Annotated in this window: 16 protein-coding genes and 1 tRNA gene; 10 read left to right on the top strand and 7 right to left on the bottom strand. The window is 62.4% G+C overall.

What is annotated here, in order from left to right; translation table 11 throughout:
• The first annotated feature begins 38 nt into the window (after positions 1 to 38).
• The 9 genes from ACR3FE_RS16225 to ACR3FE_RS16185 all read left to right on the top strand — a co-directional run bounded on the left by ACR3FE_RS16225 (position 39) and on the right by ACR3FE_RS16185 (position 8,574).
• Complete coding sequence (locus ACR3FE_RS16225) at positions 39 to 680, top strand: DUF7114 family protein (RefSeq protein WP_458208354.1); 642 nt, start codon at positions 39 to 41, stop codon at positions 678 to 680.
• Between the two features lie 50 nt (positions 681 to 730).
• Positions 731 to 802: transfer RNA gene (locus ACR3FE_RS16220), tRNA-Thr, on the top strand.
• A gap of 515 nt (positions 803 to 1,317) precedes the next feature.
• A complete protein-coding gene (locus ACR3FE_RS16215; protein ID WP_458208353.1) occupies positions 1,318 to 1,977 on the top strand; it encodes a potassium channel family protein in 660 nt (219 codons plus the stop codon).
• Positions 1,978 to 2,799: 822 nt separating this feature from the next.
• Positions 2,800 to 3,666: a dihydrodipicolinate synthase family protein gene (locus ACR3FE_RS16210; RefSeq protein ID WP_458208527.1), complete on the top strand. Its 867-nt coding sequence runs from the start codon at positions 2,800 to 2,802 to the stop codon at positions 3,664 to 3,666.
• Between the two features lie 110 nt (positions 3,667 to 3,776).
• Positions 3,777 to 4,829 (top strand): ABC transporter permease, encoded by a 1,053-nt coding sequence (locus ACR3FE_RS16205; protein WP_458208351.1) that lies wholly within the window; start codon positions 3,777 to 3,779, stop codon positions 4,827 to 4,829.
• Complete coding sequence (locus ACR3FE_RS16200) at positions 4,826 to 5,758, top strand: ABC transporter ATP-binding protein (RefSeq protein WP_458208349.1); 933 nt, start codon at positions 4,826 to 4,828, stop codon at positions 5,756 to 5,758. Before ACR3FE_RS16205 ends, ACR3FE_RS16200 begins: the two co-directional genes overlap by 4 nt.
• Before the next feature lie 83 nt (positions 5,759 to 5,841).
• Positions 5,842 to 7,194, top strand: coding sequence for an LEA type 2 family protein (locus tag ACR3FE_RS16195; RefSeq protein WP_458208347.1), 1,353 nt, complete (start codon positions 5,842 to 5,844; stop codon positions 7,192 to 7,194).
• A complete protein-coding gene (locus tag ACR3FE_RS16190; protein WP_458208345.1) occupies positions 7,191 to 7,667 on the top strand; it encodes an LEA type 2 family protein in 477 nt (158 codons plus the stop codon). Before ACR3FE_RS16195 ends, ACR3FE_RS16190 begins: the two co-directional genes overlap by 4 nt.
• Positions 7,668 to 7,749: 82 nt before the next feature.
• Positions 7,750 to 8,574 (top strand): sugar phosphate isomerase/epimerase family protein, encoded by an 825-nt coding sequence (locus ACR3FE_RS16185; protein ID WP_458208343.1) that lies wholly within the window; start codon positions 7,750 to 7,752, stop codon positions 8,572 to 8,574.
• A gap of 71 nt (positions 8,575 to 8,645) precedes the next feature.
• Here the strand turns inward: ACR3FE_RS16185 and ACR3FE_RS16180 are convergent, their stop codons facing one another.
• Together ACR3FE_RS16180 and ACR3FE_RS16175 are read right to left on the bottom strand one after the other, a co-directional pair.
• The gene (locus tag ACR3FE_RS16180; protein ID WP_458208342.1) at positions 8,646 to 9,386 is read right to left on the bottom strand and encodes a PGF-CTERM sorting domain-containing protein; all 741 of its coding nucleotides are present in this window, start codon (positions 9,384 to 9,386) and stop codon (positions 8,646 to 8,648) included.
• A 9-nt stretch (positions 9,387 to 9,395) separates the two neighbouring features.
• Positions 9,396 to 10,547 carry a hypothetical protein gene (locus ACR3FE_RS16175; protein WP_458208341.1) on the bottom strand — a complete coding sequence of 384 codons (1,152 nt, stop codon included), beginning with the start codon at positions 10,545 to 10,547 and terminating at the stop codon, positions 9,396 to 9,398.
• Between the two features lie 224 nt (positions 10,548 to 10,771).
• Between ACR3FE_RS16175 and ACR3FE_RS16170 the strand changes: the two genes are divergently transcribed.
• A complete protein-coding gene (locus ACR3FE_RS16170; RefSeq protein WP_458208339.1) occupies positions 10,772 to 11,242 on the top strand; it encodes a DUF7384 family protein in 471 nt (156 codons plus the stop codon).
• Between the two features lie 57 nt (positions 11,243 to 11,299).
• On the opposite strand, the gene ACR3FE_RS16165 is transcribed toward ACR3FE_RS16170, so the two are convergent.
• The 5 genes from ACR3FE_RS16165 to ACR3FE_RS16145 form a co-directional block, all read right to left on the bottom strand.
• A complete protein-coding gene (locus ACR3FE_RS16165) occupies positions 11,300 to 11,836 on the bottom strand; it encodes an XTP/dITP diphosphatase (protein WP_458208337.1) in 537 nt (178 codons plus the stop codon).
• Positions 11,837 to 11,875: 39 nt separating this feature from the next.
• Positions 11,876 to 12,148 carry a DUF5808 domain-containing protein gene (locus ACR3FE_RS16160; RefSeq protein ID WP_458208336.1) on the bottom strand — a complete coding sequence of 91 codons (273 nt, stop codon included), beginning with the start codon at positions 12,146 to 12,148 and terminating at the stop codon, positions 11,876 to 11,878.
• A gap of 334 nt (positions 12,149 to 12,482) precedes the next feature.
• Positions 12,483 to 14,099: a bifunctional N(6)-L-threonylcarbamoyladenine synthase/serine/threonine protein kinase gene (locus tag ACR3FE_RS16155; protein ID WP_458208334.1), complete on the bottom strand. Its 1,617-nt coding sequence runs from the start codon at positions 14,097 to 14,099 to the stop codon at positions 12,483 to 12,485.
• Positions 14,099 to 14,233: a 30S ribosomal protein S27ae gene (locus tag ACR3FE_RS16150; RefSeq protein WP_458208333.1), complete on the bottom strand. Its 135-nt coding sequence runs from the start codon at positions 14,231 to 14,233 to the stop codon at positions 14,099 to 14,101. Before ACR3FE_RS16150 ends, ACR3FE_RS16155 begins: the two co-directional genes overlap by 1 nt.
• Positions 14,233 to 14,556, bottom strand: a complete 324-nt coding sequence (locus tag ACR3FE_RS16145; RefSeq protein WP_458208331.1) for a 30S ribosomal protein S24e — start codon at positions 14,554 to 14,556, stop codon at positions 14,233 to 14,235. Before ACR3FE_RS16145 ends, ACR3FE_RS16150 begins: the two co-directional genes overlap by 1 nt.
• Positions 14,557 to 14,580 lie beyond the last annotated feature (24 nt).

The following is a 14,580-nucleotide window of genomic DNA, read 5'->3' as shown; positions in this document are numbered from 1 at the left end:
CCAAAGGTCTTTGGCAGTTCCGTCGTAACCACCCGACAATGGAAGAGGCCGTCCGGGCGCGCGGGGCAGCGCGCGAGGCTATCGGAGACATTACGCCAGCGCGGCTCTGCGACCACATCGGTGGACTGCTGGAGTCGTCGGCAATGGTTCCGGGCGTGTTGACGCTACTGAGTGCACGAGCAGTCGGTGGCGGTGCCAGCACGACCGAGGTCGAGAGTCGCGCCGCTGGCGTCCAACTCATCTACGAAGGGCTGCAGCTCACACGAACGCTCGCACTCGACGAACCGTGGGAGACGGAGCCGCCGAACACCGATAGCAACATCGCCATCTTGGCGGCGGACGTGATGGTCTCTCGTGGTTTCTCCCTCCTCGCTCGAACGGAAGCCGCCGACAAAGCTGTGCAGACCGTCAAATCGTTCGGACGCGACCAGACCGAACGTGGTGCCGACCACGCACTCGATACGGACGTGTTCGAACTCGCGGTCGTCGCCGGGACGACCATCGTCGGTGGCGACGTTCCCCCCGGAACCAGGCGATACGCCGAGCAACTCGCCGCGACGGTCGCCGAACACGAATCAGCAACGGTGCTCTCCGACGACGCGGTCGATACGTTGGTGAAGCTGTCGAGTAACCGAACGAACTGGACGGACGAAGCTCCGTCGTCTGCCACCGACCCCTGACTCGAATCGAAACGCCTAAAGACGGTTCCCCGTGTAGGAATGAATGCCGCGCCTGGGTAGCTTAGCGGTAAAGCGCGTCCTTGGTAAGGACGAGAGCCCGGGTTCAAATCCCGGCCTAGGCTTTTCAATTCTCAGTTCGAGAGCGATTTCACCACCACGGTCCGCATATGATACAGTCAGATTCGTAATCGAGAGAAGATATTCACCGATCGTATCAGATGTGGTTCATATACGCCGAAGAAGAGCTGTCGGGGTAGTCGTCCGACAGTGCTCGATGGGCGACAGACCTTCGATTTACGGGCGAGATACCCTGGAACGTCGTCCGGTTCTCACCCGCTGTCCTCGTTCCGTTCATCAGCATACTCGCACTTCCAGCTTCGGTGAGTTCGAATCGGCGCAATCGACTCCTCATCGCGCGCTTCGCCGTGATTCAGTTCGTGATCGCATCGTTCAGCTATGGTTCTGGTAGATTCGGTCTGCTGTTTACCATCCTGATGTACGGCAGTCGGCTAGCAATGTGTTTGATAGGGCGATTCCCATTTACCTCGGGACGAAGTGAGTTCGTGTCGCTAGTAGAATAACAAGAATTCGACAACCCTCACTAACGCTTTTGTCCCACCTGCTCCATTAGACGACCATGCGATTTGTTATCGTTGGTTCTGGTCGGGTCGGACTGCGAACCGCACGTGTGCTCGGCGAGGAAGGTCACGAGGTGATACTCGTCGAAGATGACGCAGAGAAGGCCAAGCGAGCGCGCAAAGAGGGGTTCGAGGTCATCGAAGGGGATGGCTCGGACGAGGACGTGTTGACCGATGCGGGCCTCGACACGGCGGACGCCGTCGGCGGACTGACCGGCGACCTGAACGTCAACTTCGCGGCCTGCATGGTCGGCAAACACCACGGCTGCCGAACCATCATGCGTATCGACGAAGACTACCGAGAAGACATCTACCACAAGTTCGCCGACGACGTCGACGAGGTCATCTACCCCGAGCGTCTCGGTGCAGCGGGCGCGAAGACCGCGCTCCTCGGCGGTGATTTCGACGTCATCGCGGACTTAACCGAGCAGTTACAGTTGACGACGATGCGGATCGGAGACGAATCGCCGGTGGTCGGCATGCACGTCACGTCGGTCGAGCTTCCGACCGACGCGCGGATCTACGCGCACGGGCGCACGCGGGAGCGAATGACGATACCGCTTCCTGGGACGGAGATCGAAGCGGGTGACCGCGTCGCACTCATCGCCACACAGGATGCACTCCCGGCGGTGCGCGAACGACTTCAGGGGTCAGCGTAGGAACGACCTTAGGAATCGGCGTAGGAAAGCCCCTGGGTTCGGCGGTGAAAAGTAAAAACGATTGGGCAGTGCGGGGTTCTAAGGTCGTCCGGGACGAGAACTTTCGTGGGGAGATTGGTGACACTGTGACGGGAAGCCAACCCGTCGCCAGAGCCCCCGGCACCGCCGGACACCCACCGCGAGACTGCGACACGCTTCGCGCCCGAGCCGTCGGGCGCATCTCTACGAAAGACCGGACCCCCCTTTGTTATGTTCTGTTTGCCGGAGTGTCAGGTGTCGTTTAGACGTGTCAGGGTTCGGTTTAATCGTGACAGGCATTGCCTGTGAGAACGAACCTGCGGCGACTTCGACGACAGCGTGAAAACGAATCCAGGGGAGCCGCATCTGTTAGAGATGGCTGAGCTTAGTCCCATTCACCGGGAAGATACGGGGACACGATCACTGTGATTCGATGAAGACGCCCAGAGCAGATGCACGAAGACGGCTGCTGTGGCTTCTAACGTTAGCGTTTCGTCACACCTATCGTCAGCAGCGAACTCGACGCTTCCGACGATCGCCTCGATCTATCCGAGTTATGCGTGACGAGACCCTAGCAATAGTGATCACGACGATTCAGCTCACCGTGTATCGTTCTCGGAATGGAGGTGCGGGAGAGCGGGGAGGGGAGGATGTGGGTGGTGTGCCGGGCGCGCGGAGTGGGAGGATGGGAGAGAGGTGTTGTGCGCGCCCATCCCCGTCTGGGTACGGTGATGACTTAAAACCGCGTCAGACGACCGTGTGACCACCACCGGATTCATGCGGTCGGAACGAGAGGAGGCACACATGCACGGAACCGGCGTGCCACTGGTGACACCGTTCGACGACGATGGCGACCTCGAAGAACCCGACCTCCGCGAACTCGTCCACTGGGTCGAATCGCGTGGCGTGGATTTCATCGTCCCCTGCGGATCGAACAGCGAAGCGGAACTGATGAGCGTCGAAGAGCGTGCTCGCGTGGTCGAGGTCGTCGCGGAAGCGGCTGACGGCCCCGTCCTCGCCGGAACTGGCCATCCCGGTCTCCGCGAGACCCGCCGTCAGACCGACCTCGCGGCGGAGGCGGGAGCCGACGCCGCGCTCGTCGTGACGCCCTTCTACTTCAAACACGGCGAGGAGGCGATGGCCGACTACTACCGCACGCTCGCAGACGAGAGTCCGATTCCGATCTACCTCTACAGCGTCCCGGCCTACACCGACGTCGCACTGTCGCCCGAACTCGTCGGCGAGCTAGCCGACCACGAGAACATCGCCGGGATGAAAGACTCCAGCGGCGACCTGACGCGCTTCCAGCGAGAGCGTGCCCACACCGAAGACGCGGCGTTCGACCTCCTCGTCGGGAGCGGGAGCATCTACGCCCCCGCGCTCGATGCCGGTGCTGACGGTGGTATCCTCGGTCTAGCGAACGTTGCGCCGGAACGCGCCAGCGAGATATACCGTCTCCATCGCGGCGGGCAGGACGAACAGGCCCGCCAGTTGAACGCCCACCTCGTCGAGTTGAACCGCGCCGTCACGACGCGGTACGGTGTGCCTGCCGCGAAAGCAGCGATGCACGAACGCGGCGCACCGGCGGGACAGCCTCGCAGACCACACCAACCAGCCAGCGACGAGATCCGTGCAGAGGTGGCCGAGTTGGTGCGTGCCGCAGAACACTGAGCCGAGGATAACCGATGATAGTACAAGACGGGACCAACCGGGGATAGAACGGTACGCTAAAGGATGACATAGAGAAAGACACTTCGACCGTGCGGTTCCAATTGAGGGCCGTGAGCACCGAGACGACCCACCGAACGACGCTCGCATTCGGCAGAGGGCCGTCAGTGCTGGCCGTCGTCACGGTGCAACTGGTGGCGTTCGCACTTGCATTCGCCGCCGGACGACCGAGCGCATACGCAATCTTCGCCGTCGTGAGTGCCGCGATTCTCGCGTTTTCAGCAGACCGTGGCACGTTCGGCGTCCTCGCCGCGACACTCGGGACTGTCTTGCTCGTGGCGCTGGCGCTCCCGCTGCTGATGCTCGTCGCGCGTCAGAACCCGACAGCGCTCGCGTCGGCAGCGACAGACCCGGCAGTACAGCAGGCGCTCTTCCTCTCGGTGTACGCACCACTGCTCGCAGCAGGGGCGTCGGTCGCGCTGGGCGTTCCACTCGCCGTCCTGCTCGCTCGTGGGTTCCCCGGACAGGCACTCGTCGAGAGCCTCGTCGACCTCCCACTGGTCGTTCCGCACAGCGTGGCCGGACTCGCGGTGTTGTTCGCGTTCGGGAAGGGAGGGGCGTTCGATTGGCTTCATTTCTCGATTCCTGAGTCCATATTGCTGTTCGGACTGCGTCTCGATATTCCACTTCTCGGTGGACTCACCTACTCCTTCGACGTGCTACAGACGATGACGGGCATGGTGCTGGCGATGACGTTCGTCAGTGCTCCGTTCGCGGTCAACGCGGCCCGTGAAGGCTTCGAAGGTGTCGATTCACGCGTCGAACGGGCCGCCCGCACGCTCGGTGCCGACGAGTGGGAGACGTTCCAGCGCGTGACCGCGCCGCTGGCCGCTCGGGGCGTGCTGACCGGTGGAGTGTTGGCGTGGGCGCGGGCCGTCTCGGAGTTCGGCGCAGTCGCCATCGTCGCCTACAGCGTGTCGGTGTTCTACCCGCCAGCGATGGAGCAGATCTCCGGCGTGCAACACGCACCGGTGTTCATCTACAACGAATTCCTCTCGTCGGGACTGGAAGCGAGCGGGGCGGTGGCGACGCTTCTGCTCGCGCTCTGTATCGGCATCTTCCTGTTCGTCCGGTCGCTGGCCTACGACCGAGGTGGCTGGTCGTGAGCCTCTCGCTCGACGTGACGGCGGCGTTTTCGGCGGAGGGATCGGAGTTCACCGTCGAAGCCGACCTCGAAGTCAGGTCGGGCGAAACGCTCGTCGTCCTCGGCCCGAGCGGAAGCGGGAAATCGCTCCTGTTGGAAGCAGTCGCGGGGTTTCACGACCACGATGGAACCGTCTCGCTGGACGGCCGAGATGTGACCGACTGCCCGCCGGAGGAGCGCGGTCTGGGATTCGTCTTTCAGGAATACGCCCTCTTTCCCCATCTGACCGTCCGCGAGAACGTCGCGTTCGGTGACCGCTACCACCGCGAGACACGCGACCCCGACGAACTGCTCGCCGTGCTTGGCGTGTCCGACCTTGCAGGCCGCTACCCGAAGACGCTCTCCGGGGGCGAGAAACAGCGCGTCGCGTTGGCGCGGGCATTGCTCGTCCGCCCAGACGCTTTCCTGCTGGACGAACCGCTCTCGGCGCTGGACGTGCCGACTCGCCAGTCCCTCCGAGAAGACCTCGCCGAACTGCTCGCCGACGAGACGGCGGTGTACGTCACCCACAGCAGGACGACGGCGCGCGCCCTCGCGGACAAGATCGCCGTGATGCGTGACGGGAGGGTGGAACAGGTCGGCACGCCCGAGGCGGTGTTCGAGCGTCCGGCATCGCCGTTCGTCGCGCGCTTCACCGGAAGCAACTGTCTAGCGCGCCCCGAGGGAATCATCGCGATACGACCGGGCCACGTCGAACTCGGTTCGGAGCGGGCAGACCATCACGCGGAGGTCGCTCGCGTTCTGCCGGAGGACGACCGCTATCGTGTCGTCCTGTCGGTTGCGGGAGAGCGATGTGACGTCTACGCGACCGATCCACCCGCCGAGGGAGAGACTGTTTCTGTCGGATTTCCATTCGGTCGAACCCATACCATCGACTCTCACGATGGATAATACAGGTAAACTTACTTGGGGTTCGGTACGAATTGACCCAGTGATGAACTATACTGCAAACGACATATCATTGTGGGAAGACGATGGCACTGCATAGCCTGTTCGGAAAACTCGTCGTCGCGGCGTTATCGCTTCTCGTCGTAACCGCTGGCGGTCTCGGCGTGGCGCTCACGTCGGGACTCGTGACGGTGAGCCAACCGACAGTCGAGAACGTTCAGACAGACTGGGGAACCGTGAACGCCGACGAGACGGAGATACAGACGGAGATCGCCCTGAACAATCCGAACTCCGTCGGCGTCCCCGGCGTGATGGACGTGCAGTACGAGGTCGGAATGAACGACGTGACGGTCGCCGAGGGAACGAGTCGGAACGTCGGTCTGCCGACCGGGAAGTCGACGATAGCCATCGCGACGCGGATGGACAACCGGAAGATTCCCGCGTGGTGGGCGAGTCACATCAACAACGGCGAGCAGACGACCGTCAGCATCACGCCGACGGTAAGCGTCCCGCTGTTCTCGAAAGAAATGCCCGCCCAGAAGCGCAGCTTCTCCACCGATATCCTCTCTGCGTTCGAAAACAGCGAGACGCAGACGATGACCGCCGGAAACCAGACGATCCTCCGGGTCACGAAGACCGAAGCGTCGTGGGGGACGGCGACGAAAGAGAAAACGCCACTGAACGTCGCCGCGACGGTCGAGAATCCGACCACCGGCGAGATCGTTTTCTCGCAACTCGGCTACACCGTCACGATGAACGACGTGACCGTCGCCGAAGGAACGACCGACGGCGAGGTACACGTGAAACCGGGCGAGACGACGTCGTTCGGTATCGACTCGACGTTCAACAATGGCAAGCTTCCGGCGTGGTGGGTGAGCCACGTGAAGAACGGTGAGAAGACGACGATGGACGTGGAGTTCTACGCCCGCATGCAGACCGACGGGAAGACCGAGAGGGTCGCACTCCCGTTCATGAGTAAACGCGTCGTCTTCACCACCGACGTGCTCGGTGGTGGTGCGACCAACACCGAGACGGTGCCGAGAAACGCTGAAACCGAGTTCGAACCGCCGAAACTCCAGTCGATTCAGAGTGAGTGGATCGTCCCCGAGACGGGCAACACCGGGGTTCGAACGACCGCCGTCTTGACGAATCCGAACGAACCAGGGTCGGTGTTCGCCGACCACCTCTCGGTCGACGCGAGCTACCGGGTGCTGATGAACGACATCCAACTGGTCGAGGGCGAGACGAGCCAGAAGGTCGGCCCAGGGCGCACCGAACTCGAACTCTCGGGTGAGATCACCGACCGCGAGATACAGCGGTGGTGGGTCAGCCACGTCAACAACGATGAAGAGACGGCGCGTGTCGTCCAGCGTGACGTGACGGTCGATCTGGCTTCGCACGCCTCCCCGTCGGTGGTGAAGCGGAGCGCGGAACGGTGACGACGGACATGCTCGGCCCGGTCGATCCGAACGCGACGATGGAGTTTTCCGTCGCTGGCCAGCAGGTCGGAAGCGTCTCGAACACGCGGGCCGAGTGGGGAGAGGCGACGATGGTCGAGACGCCCATCGAGTCGTCTGCGACGGTGCGAAACGACCGTGGTGATTCGATCCGCATCACCGAGATCGGTTATCGCGTGACGATGAACGATATCGTCCTCTCGGACGAGTCGAAGGCGAAATCCATCGAAGTCGCCCCCCACAGTGAGAGAACGATTCGGGATACCGTCCCACTCGACAACTTGAAACTCGGCGCGTGGTGGAAGACCCACCTTCGCCGTGGTGAGGAGAGCACCCTGGCGGTCTCCTACTACGTCGTGGTCGAGTATCGCGGCTACACCGAACGAATCGAACTCGGCGCGCTGAACTACGAGAAGACGGTGACGACGGACGTGCTCGGCAACGAGACGGCGTAACCGGTTCCCGATTTTTCGAAGGAAGTGGTATGGAAGCTGAAATCAAAACCCATATTCGTTGGAATATCGAGATATAAGTCCGATGACGACTAGCGAGTCAAACCCCGAGCGAGATGTCGACCTCGACCTCGGATTCACTGTCGGCCTCGACATGGTGTTCGACGAGGCCATCGAATGGGCAGAGAACGAAGGGTTCGAGTTCGTCGAGCTACTGCTCGATGGCCCGTACGCCCGCGAACGCATCGCCGATAGATGTGAGTCGATGCGGACGACACTCGCTTCCGCCGGAGTAGCCATCGTCGTCCATCTCCCGTTCACCGTCGATCCAGGGTCGCCGTTTACGCCCGTTCGCGAGGGTGCCGTGGCAGAGCTCACCGCCGGTATGGATCTCGCGGCCGACATCGGAGCGGAAAAAGTCGTGTTTCATCCCTCTTCGGACGCTTGGGATCTCGGCTGGACGGACGAAGAGTGCCGTGACTTCGTCCACAGCGGACTGGACGACTTGATTCCCGCGGCCTACGAACGTGGGTTGGAACCGTGCGTCGAGAACGTCGTCTCCAGCTATTACGACGCGACGACCGTTCCGGAACTGCTGGAGCGGTACCCCGACGTATCGATGACGTTCGACACCAGTCACGCACTACTCGTCGGAATGGAGGCGACCGAGATGGCCGGTTTCTGTCGTGAATATGCCGACCGAATCGGGCACCTCCATCTGGTCGACACGCGCAACGATAGTGACGAACATCTGCCGGTCGGGATGGGTCGCATCGACTTCGACACGGTATTCACGGGTCTAGCGGATGCCGACTGGTCAGGGACAGCAACCCTCGAAATCGGAACCGAAGACTACGACACTATCGCTCTCGGGAAACGCCACGTCGAGGAACTGGTTGGTGCCAACTGAACTGCTCGAAGAATCCGCTGCCAGAGCTACAGCGATAAAAATTCACAGCGAAATACTCGTGGGAATCCGATTCAGTCGCGGCGGGCGAGCAGTGCGACGCCCGCGAGGGCGGCGACTGCTACACCGATGCCAAAGCCGGGTTGCCCGCCGGTCTTGCTATCGGAATCCGAACTCTGCTGTTCGACGCCGAGATACGTCGAGACGTTCGCCGTGTCCATCGAGGGGAACTCCCGATCCCACTCGCCGGGGAGGTAGATCGTCGTCTCCGAGTCGGCGACGGCCAGTGCGCGCACGTCTTCTTCCTTGGCGTCCTCAGTGAGGACGCCAACACTGACCAGTCCTTCGACGCGGACGTAGGTCGTCGTCTCGCCATCGTTCGTCCGTCCGGCGACGCTGGCGACGTTCATCCCGCCGTAGGAGTCACCGAGGGCGGTGCTGAGCGCGGAGAAGTTGTCGAACTTCGCACCGCCTTCGACGGTGACCGTCCCCTCGTCCATGTTCATATCCATGCGGGCGGTCCGGAACTCGCTCCGCTCGAAGGCACGGAGAACCTTCAGCGCCTCGGCGTCCGTCTTGGGGTCGAGCGACGAAACCATCGCATCGGTCATCTGTGAGAGCATCGCCTTCTGTTTCAACTCGACGGAGGCCTCCGCAGTCACGTCCCCGCCATCCGATTTCGCGTGGAACTCGAACGAAGAACTGCCCAGTTCGACCCCGCGCTGTTCCATCTCGCTGGCGTAGGCGTCCCAGTTCGTGGTTCGGTAGTGGATCTCGGCGGTCACGGCTGTCGTCTCGGACGAGGGCTGAGTCATCTCGCCCGATCATTCGACCGTCTGTTGCATGTTCGCGGCCTGCTGTGCTTCGAAGGCGGTCTTCATCTGTTCGACACTCTGCTGGTCGACACTGACCTCACCGTTCATGCTCTGGGCGACGGTGACCGCGGCGAACGCCGCCTCGTCGTAGTTGTCGATCCGGGCGTCCCAACTGACCCGCATCTCGTTCGACTGCTGGGTCATCTCGAAGGTCACGTGGTCGATCTTCAACGCCCTCACGTCCTCGGTGAGGGTGTCGATCTCCTCGTCGGAGAGCGAGACGTCCTGCGAACTACTGATACTGGTCGCGAGCGCTTGCGCGACAGCGGTTTCGAGACCCGAGTACTCGACCGTGTACTCGATGTCGAGGGTCGGTTTGCCGTCTTTCTCCTGGTAGTCGTACTGATCGATGGTAACAGTCGCAGAGCCGCCGTACTGCTTGGCGATGCCTGCGTACTGTGTTTTCAGGTGCGACTTGGCCGCCTCGCGCGTGTTCCAGTAGTCGGTCATGTAGTACGAGACGGCACCACTCCGCGACCCCTTCAGGAGGTAGCCGTTCTTCGTCTCGCGGAGGTCGTAGCGAAGTTCGCTCTCGGTGCCCATCGCCGCTGCCGTCGTGACGGCGCCCTCTCCCTTCGTGCTGAAGGAATCGGCGGTTATCGTCATCTGGCCGCTGGTGCTCGCGGACTCGAACGCCGAGGTACCTGCCGACTGGCTGTCGAACGCCGCGTCTACCGTCATGTCTGCTTTCGCATTCTTCGCGTTCTGTTCGCCGGTAACGTCGAGCGAGAGTCGCTGTAGCGAGTCAGGACTCTCCGCGGTGGCCGACCCGTTTCCGGTGAACCCGTCGGGTTTCATCACGAGCGACGCCGCTGCGGTCGCGTTCGATTCGGTGTCGTCCGTGACGAGCATGTGGACGAGACCGGTGGTGACGTTCGCACCGTAGGTGGCGGTCGTACTCTCGGTCCCACTGTTGTTGTACGCGAGTACCGCGTCGCCGTTCTCCATCACGTAGATGGCATCGGCGGGTTCGATATCGTCCGAAACGGAGGACTGGCTGGCTGCATGCGGCGCAGTCGCGGGCACCGTTGCCGCGACAGGTGCGATGAGCAACACCAGCACCTGCACGACTGCGAGGAGGGTCTGTATCTTTCTGTCCATAGATATATACTGATAGTTATATATAAAAAGAATTTTGTTACTACGGGTGAATGCTATTCGGTACCGTATTTCTTCGTGTCTCTCTCCGGATATTAGAGGAGCAAGAGTCCTTTTCTTCCTCCGGCACGCAGACCAGCGTATGACGTGGCGCGAACTGTTCGACCGTGTGGAGGAGTTCGACACCGACATCGAAACCATCCGCGAGACGCTGGCGGGGCGACGCCATGACTGAGCCGAATCCGGCCCGTATCGTCGTAGACGCGGACGTACTGGTGGCAGATCTGCTGGTCGGTGGTGACGCCCGAAGAGCGATGGACGTCGTCCGCGAACACTCGTGGGTGGAACTCGTCGCCAGCGACGAACTGCTCTCCGACGCCGAGTCGGTCGTCCGTGAGTTGGCAGACGACGAACTGGCCCGCGACTGGCGCGAGCGGATCGACGAGCTTCGGGTTCGGGTCGAGCAGTCGCCCGGCGACCACCCCGCCCTCGCCAGTGCGAACGCCGGAAACGCGGCGCACATCCTCTCGTACGACGACGGTCTTCGAAGCGCGAAGACCGGGGCGTCACTCCAGAAACGGATCTCCGTGAGCGTCAAACGCCCGGATGGGTTCGTCGGACTGTTCGACGCCGAAAGTCTGTACGAGGCGGTCGTCGGTGGGGAGTATCCAGGGCCGGATAACGACCCGAGGGCTTGAGTCACCGCCCCGAACCACCGAGCCACTACCCACTCGAATCGAGAAACAGTAGCCCCGTTATCGCTCCGCCAACCAATCCGCGAACTTCGCCAGCGCCCGCCCGCGGTGGGAGATAGCGTTCTTCTCCTCGGTGCTCATCTCGGCCAGCGTCTTCCCTTCGTGTTCGAAGATGGGATCGTAGCCGAAGCCGCCCTCGCCGCGCGGGGCGACGAGCGTTCCGGGCACTGCGCCGGTGAACGTCTCGCTCCGCTCGCCGTCGTAGTAGGCGACGACGCAGCGGAAGTGTGCGCGGCGATTCTCTTCTTGCTCAGCGACCTGCCAGACGCGCTCGACGCCCAGGGTGTCCTCGACGTAGGCGGAGTAGGGACCAGGGAAGCCGCCCACCGCGTCGATGAACAGGCCCGCATCGTCGACGATGACGGGGTCTTCGCCGCCCGTCTCCTCGAACGCCTCGCGCGCGCCGTGGAGCGCGATCTCGGCGAGGTCGTCGCCCTGGACTTCGGTGTAGTCGTACTCGATCTGCCGAACCTCGTCGTCCAGATACTCGCGCGCCTCACGGACTTTGCCCTCGTTACCGGTAACGAAGCGAATCATGTACGAGACAGTGCGGCGCGGGGAAAAAGAGGCGTCGAATCAGTCGTCGTCGACGATGACTTCCACGGGTTCGTCTTCCAGTTCCTCCACGTCGGGGCCTTTGCTCTCCTGCCAGTACAGGATGCCCGCGACGGCGAGGATGACCCACGATCGCCAGTTGGCGAGGTTGATCGTGTAGCCGATGCCGAACGGTTTCTCGACCAACATCCCCTCGCCGGGCTTCCAGTACGCTGACAGCATCCGCCCGACGCTGGGTCGTTCGAAGTTGTACGGGACGCCGAAGAGGGTTCCAGTCGTCTCTTTGTCGGACATATGATATAGTTGGTTCGCGCTCGTTATAGCATTTGGGGCGTGGGGATGGGACAACGTGTCACGGTATCGTACGGCGTCTTGTCGGTGGAGTGGTGTCGTGACGGTGGCGAAGTAGTGGCGCTACGATGTACTGGAATGTACTATTTTGTACTGGCGGGCGCGATTCGGTTTGGTTGGCAGGGTCACAAGAAGACAGACGTTGGTGGAGTAGTGTCGTTGCTCAAGCAGCAGCTAGCGTCACTCCATTAGCAACTAGATCGAATCGCCAGCGGCGTGGCCATCTGTCGATGGGAGAAGTCACGCCAGTTCCACTGCCACCACGCGAATCTAGACGCTACTGATATCGTCCACGACCTTCGATCTCGCGCAACTGCTCCAACACGCGCTCGTCACCCGACTCCGAGTACGCCGACTCGAACGTCTGGCGAAGTTCGTCGGCCTCGTCCGAGGTTCCGGCGAGGCTCTGGGAGAAGACGTGTAAGTCCATCGCGTAGTCCTCCACGTCGTCGGAGTAGTAGCCCAGTCCGAAGTCGATGAAGAACGTTCGCTCGGGCGAGCAGCGAGCGTTCCGGGTCGTCGGGTCGCCGTGGACGATTCCCGCCTGGTGCATAGTCCCGAGGTGCCGCCCCACGTCTTGCACGCGAGGTGCGGTCAGTTCTTCCCGGAGGTCGGCCTCGCCAACGTACTCGAACTCGATGACACCCGCTTCGGCGTCGATGTCGTACACGACCGGGGTCGGGACGCCGACGCGACGCGCGTCGCTGGTCAAGCGCGCTTCGAGGGTCGTCCGCTCTTTGCGCAAGCGATCGTCGAGTTCGGGGTAGCGATAGGATTTGGGAACCCGGCGCTTGGTCACGCGCTCCGAACCGATGGTGACGGTGGCCTCCGCACCGCGGATCTCGCGCTCGCCGACGTTCCGGAACACCTCCTCGCGGTCGTCGCGCCAGTTCACCTCGACCTGATCGGGGCGGAAGTTCGGGTTCACCGACGACTCTTCGACGGAAATCGCATCGCCCGATTCGAGCATCGTCGCGCCGAGTACGGCGATCATCCCGGCGTTGTCGCGCAGGAATCGCGGTTCCGGCGCGAAGAAGTCCGCACCGCGCTGGTCGCACATCTCCGCCAGCATCTCGCGGAGGCGGGCGTTCTGACCCACGCCGCCACCGAGGACGAGTTCGTCCCGCCCCGTGAGCGAGAGGGCGCGTTCCGCGACCTCGGTGAGCATGGCGAAGATGTTCTCCTGCAGCGAGAAGCATACGTCCTCGATGGCCTCACCATCGTCGTATGCCTGCTTCGCCGCGCTCATGAGCCCCGAGAAGGAGAAATCCATCCCCTTCACGACGTAGGGAAGTTCGACGTACTCGCCGTCTTTCGCGGCCTCCTCGACCTTCGGGCCGCCCGGATGCGACCAGCCGACGTGGCGGGTGAACTTGTCGATGGCGTTGCCGACGCCCGTGTCCATCGTCTCGCCGAGGACGCGATACCGACCGTTTCGGTAGCCTAACACGTGGGCGTTCGCGCCGCTGGCGTTCAGACAGACGGGGGAGTCGAAGCCAGACTGCTGGCGACCGATCTCCAGATGGGCGACCATGTGGTTCACGCCGACCAGCGGCACGTCGAGCGTCTGCGCCAGCGCGCGCGCGGCGGTGCCGACGATCCGGAGACACGGGCCGAGTCCCGGCCCCCGCGAGAACGCGACCGCATCGACGGGCGACGCCCGTTTGCTCGATGAGTTTCGCTCATCGGCGTCGATGTCGCCATCCGCCGCAGCTAGCGCGGTCTCGATGACCTGCGGAATCGCACCGCTCATGTGCTCTGCTGCCTCGCGCGGGTGGATGCCGCCGCTCTCCGGTTGGTAGGCGTCGGTTTCGATAAAAACGGATTCTGTGTTCGTATCGTAGACGGCCGCGCTGGCCGCCCACGCAGTACCCTCGACGCCGAGGATTCGCATTACTTCCACTCGGTGTAACTACACTTGCCGCAGTGGAGACGGTCGCCGTGGTCTGCGAGGAACGAGTCGCCACAGCGCGGACACTGCTCGCGGTCGGTCGTGCCGTCGTCGTTGTAGAGTTCGTGGCGCGCCATCATTCAGCCTCCTCGGCCTCGGCGTCCGTGTCGCCCTCCGAATCGGCGGTGATCTTGTTGCGTTCGAGCATGTAGTCTTGCTCTACGTCGCGGGCGTGTTCGGGGCTGTCGTAGACCTTCGCGTAGCCGACGGTCTTTCGCATCCCGAATTTCGTGCTCATCTCGTGGACGACGACTTCGTCCGCGTTCTTGTCGAGTTTCGCCGCGAGGCTGTCGCGCACAGAGAGGCGCGAGGGCGTTGCCTCGTCGTGAACGATCTGGAACCGCACTTCAGTCCTGTGGAGCATCGGATTCTGCTCCTGTGAGAGGATTTCGACTTCCATGTGTAACACTCAGTTATACTCCTT

The organism is Haladaptatus rarus, assembly GCF_054177585.1.
Note: the sequence above shows the minus strand (reverse complement) of the source record. Positions and strands in the feature narration are given on the sequence as shown.

Coding starts and splice junctions, on each gene's coding strand:
- ACR3FE_RS16225 (WP_458208354.1), top strand. CDS start 39: ATGGAAGAGGCCGTCCGGGCGCGCGGGGCAGCGCGCGAGGCTATCGGA.
- ACR3FE_RS16215 (WP_458208353.1), top strand. CDS start 1,318: ATGCGATTTGTTATCGTTGGTTCTGGTCGGGTCGGACTGCGAACCGCA.
- ACR3FE_RS16210 (WP_458208527.1), top strand. CDS start 2,800: ATGCACGGAACCGGCGTGCCACTGGTGACACCGTTCGACGACGATGGC.
- ACR3FE_RS16195 (WP_458208347.1), top strand. CDS start 5,842: ATGGCACTGCATAGCCTGTTCGGAAAACTCGTCGTCGCGGCGTTATCG.
- ACR3FE_RS16185 (WP_458208343.1), top strand. CDS start 7,750: ATGACGACTAGCGAGTCAAACCCCGAGCGAGATGTCGACCTCGACCTC.
- ACR3FE_RS16180 (WP_458208342.1), bottom strand. CDS start 9,386: ATGACTCAGCCCTCGTCCGAGACGACAGCCGTGACCGCCGAGATCCAC.
- ACR3FE_RS16175 (WP_458208341.1), bottom strand. CDS start 10,547: ATGGACAGAAAGATACAGACCCTCCTCGCAGTCGTGCAGGTGCTGGTG.
- ACR3FE_RS16170 (WP_458208339.1), top strand. CDS start 10,772: ATGACTGAGCCGAATCCGGCCCGTATCGTCGTAGACGCGGACGTACTG.
- ACR3FE_RS16165 (WP_458208337.1), bottom strand. CDS start 11,836: ATGATTCGCTTCGTTACCGGTAACGAGGGCAAAGTCCGTGAGGCGCGC.
- ACR3FE_RS16160 (WP_458208336.1), bottom strand. CDS start 12,148: ATGTCCGACAAAGAGACGACTGGAACCCTCTTCGGCGTCCCGTACAAC.
- ACR3FE_RS16155 (WP_458208334.1), bottom strand. CDS start 14,099: ATGCGAATCCTCGGCGTCGAGGGTACTGCGTGGGCGGCCAGCGCGGCC.
- ACR3FE_RS16150 (WP_458208333.1), bottom strand. CDS start 14,233: ATGGCGCGCCACGAACTCTACAACGACGACGGCACGACCGACCGCGAG.
- ACR3FE_RS16145 (WP_458208331.1), bottom strand. CDS start 14,556: ATGGAAGTCGAAATCCTCTCACAGGAGCAGAATCCGATGCTCCACAGG.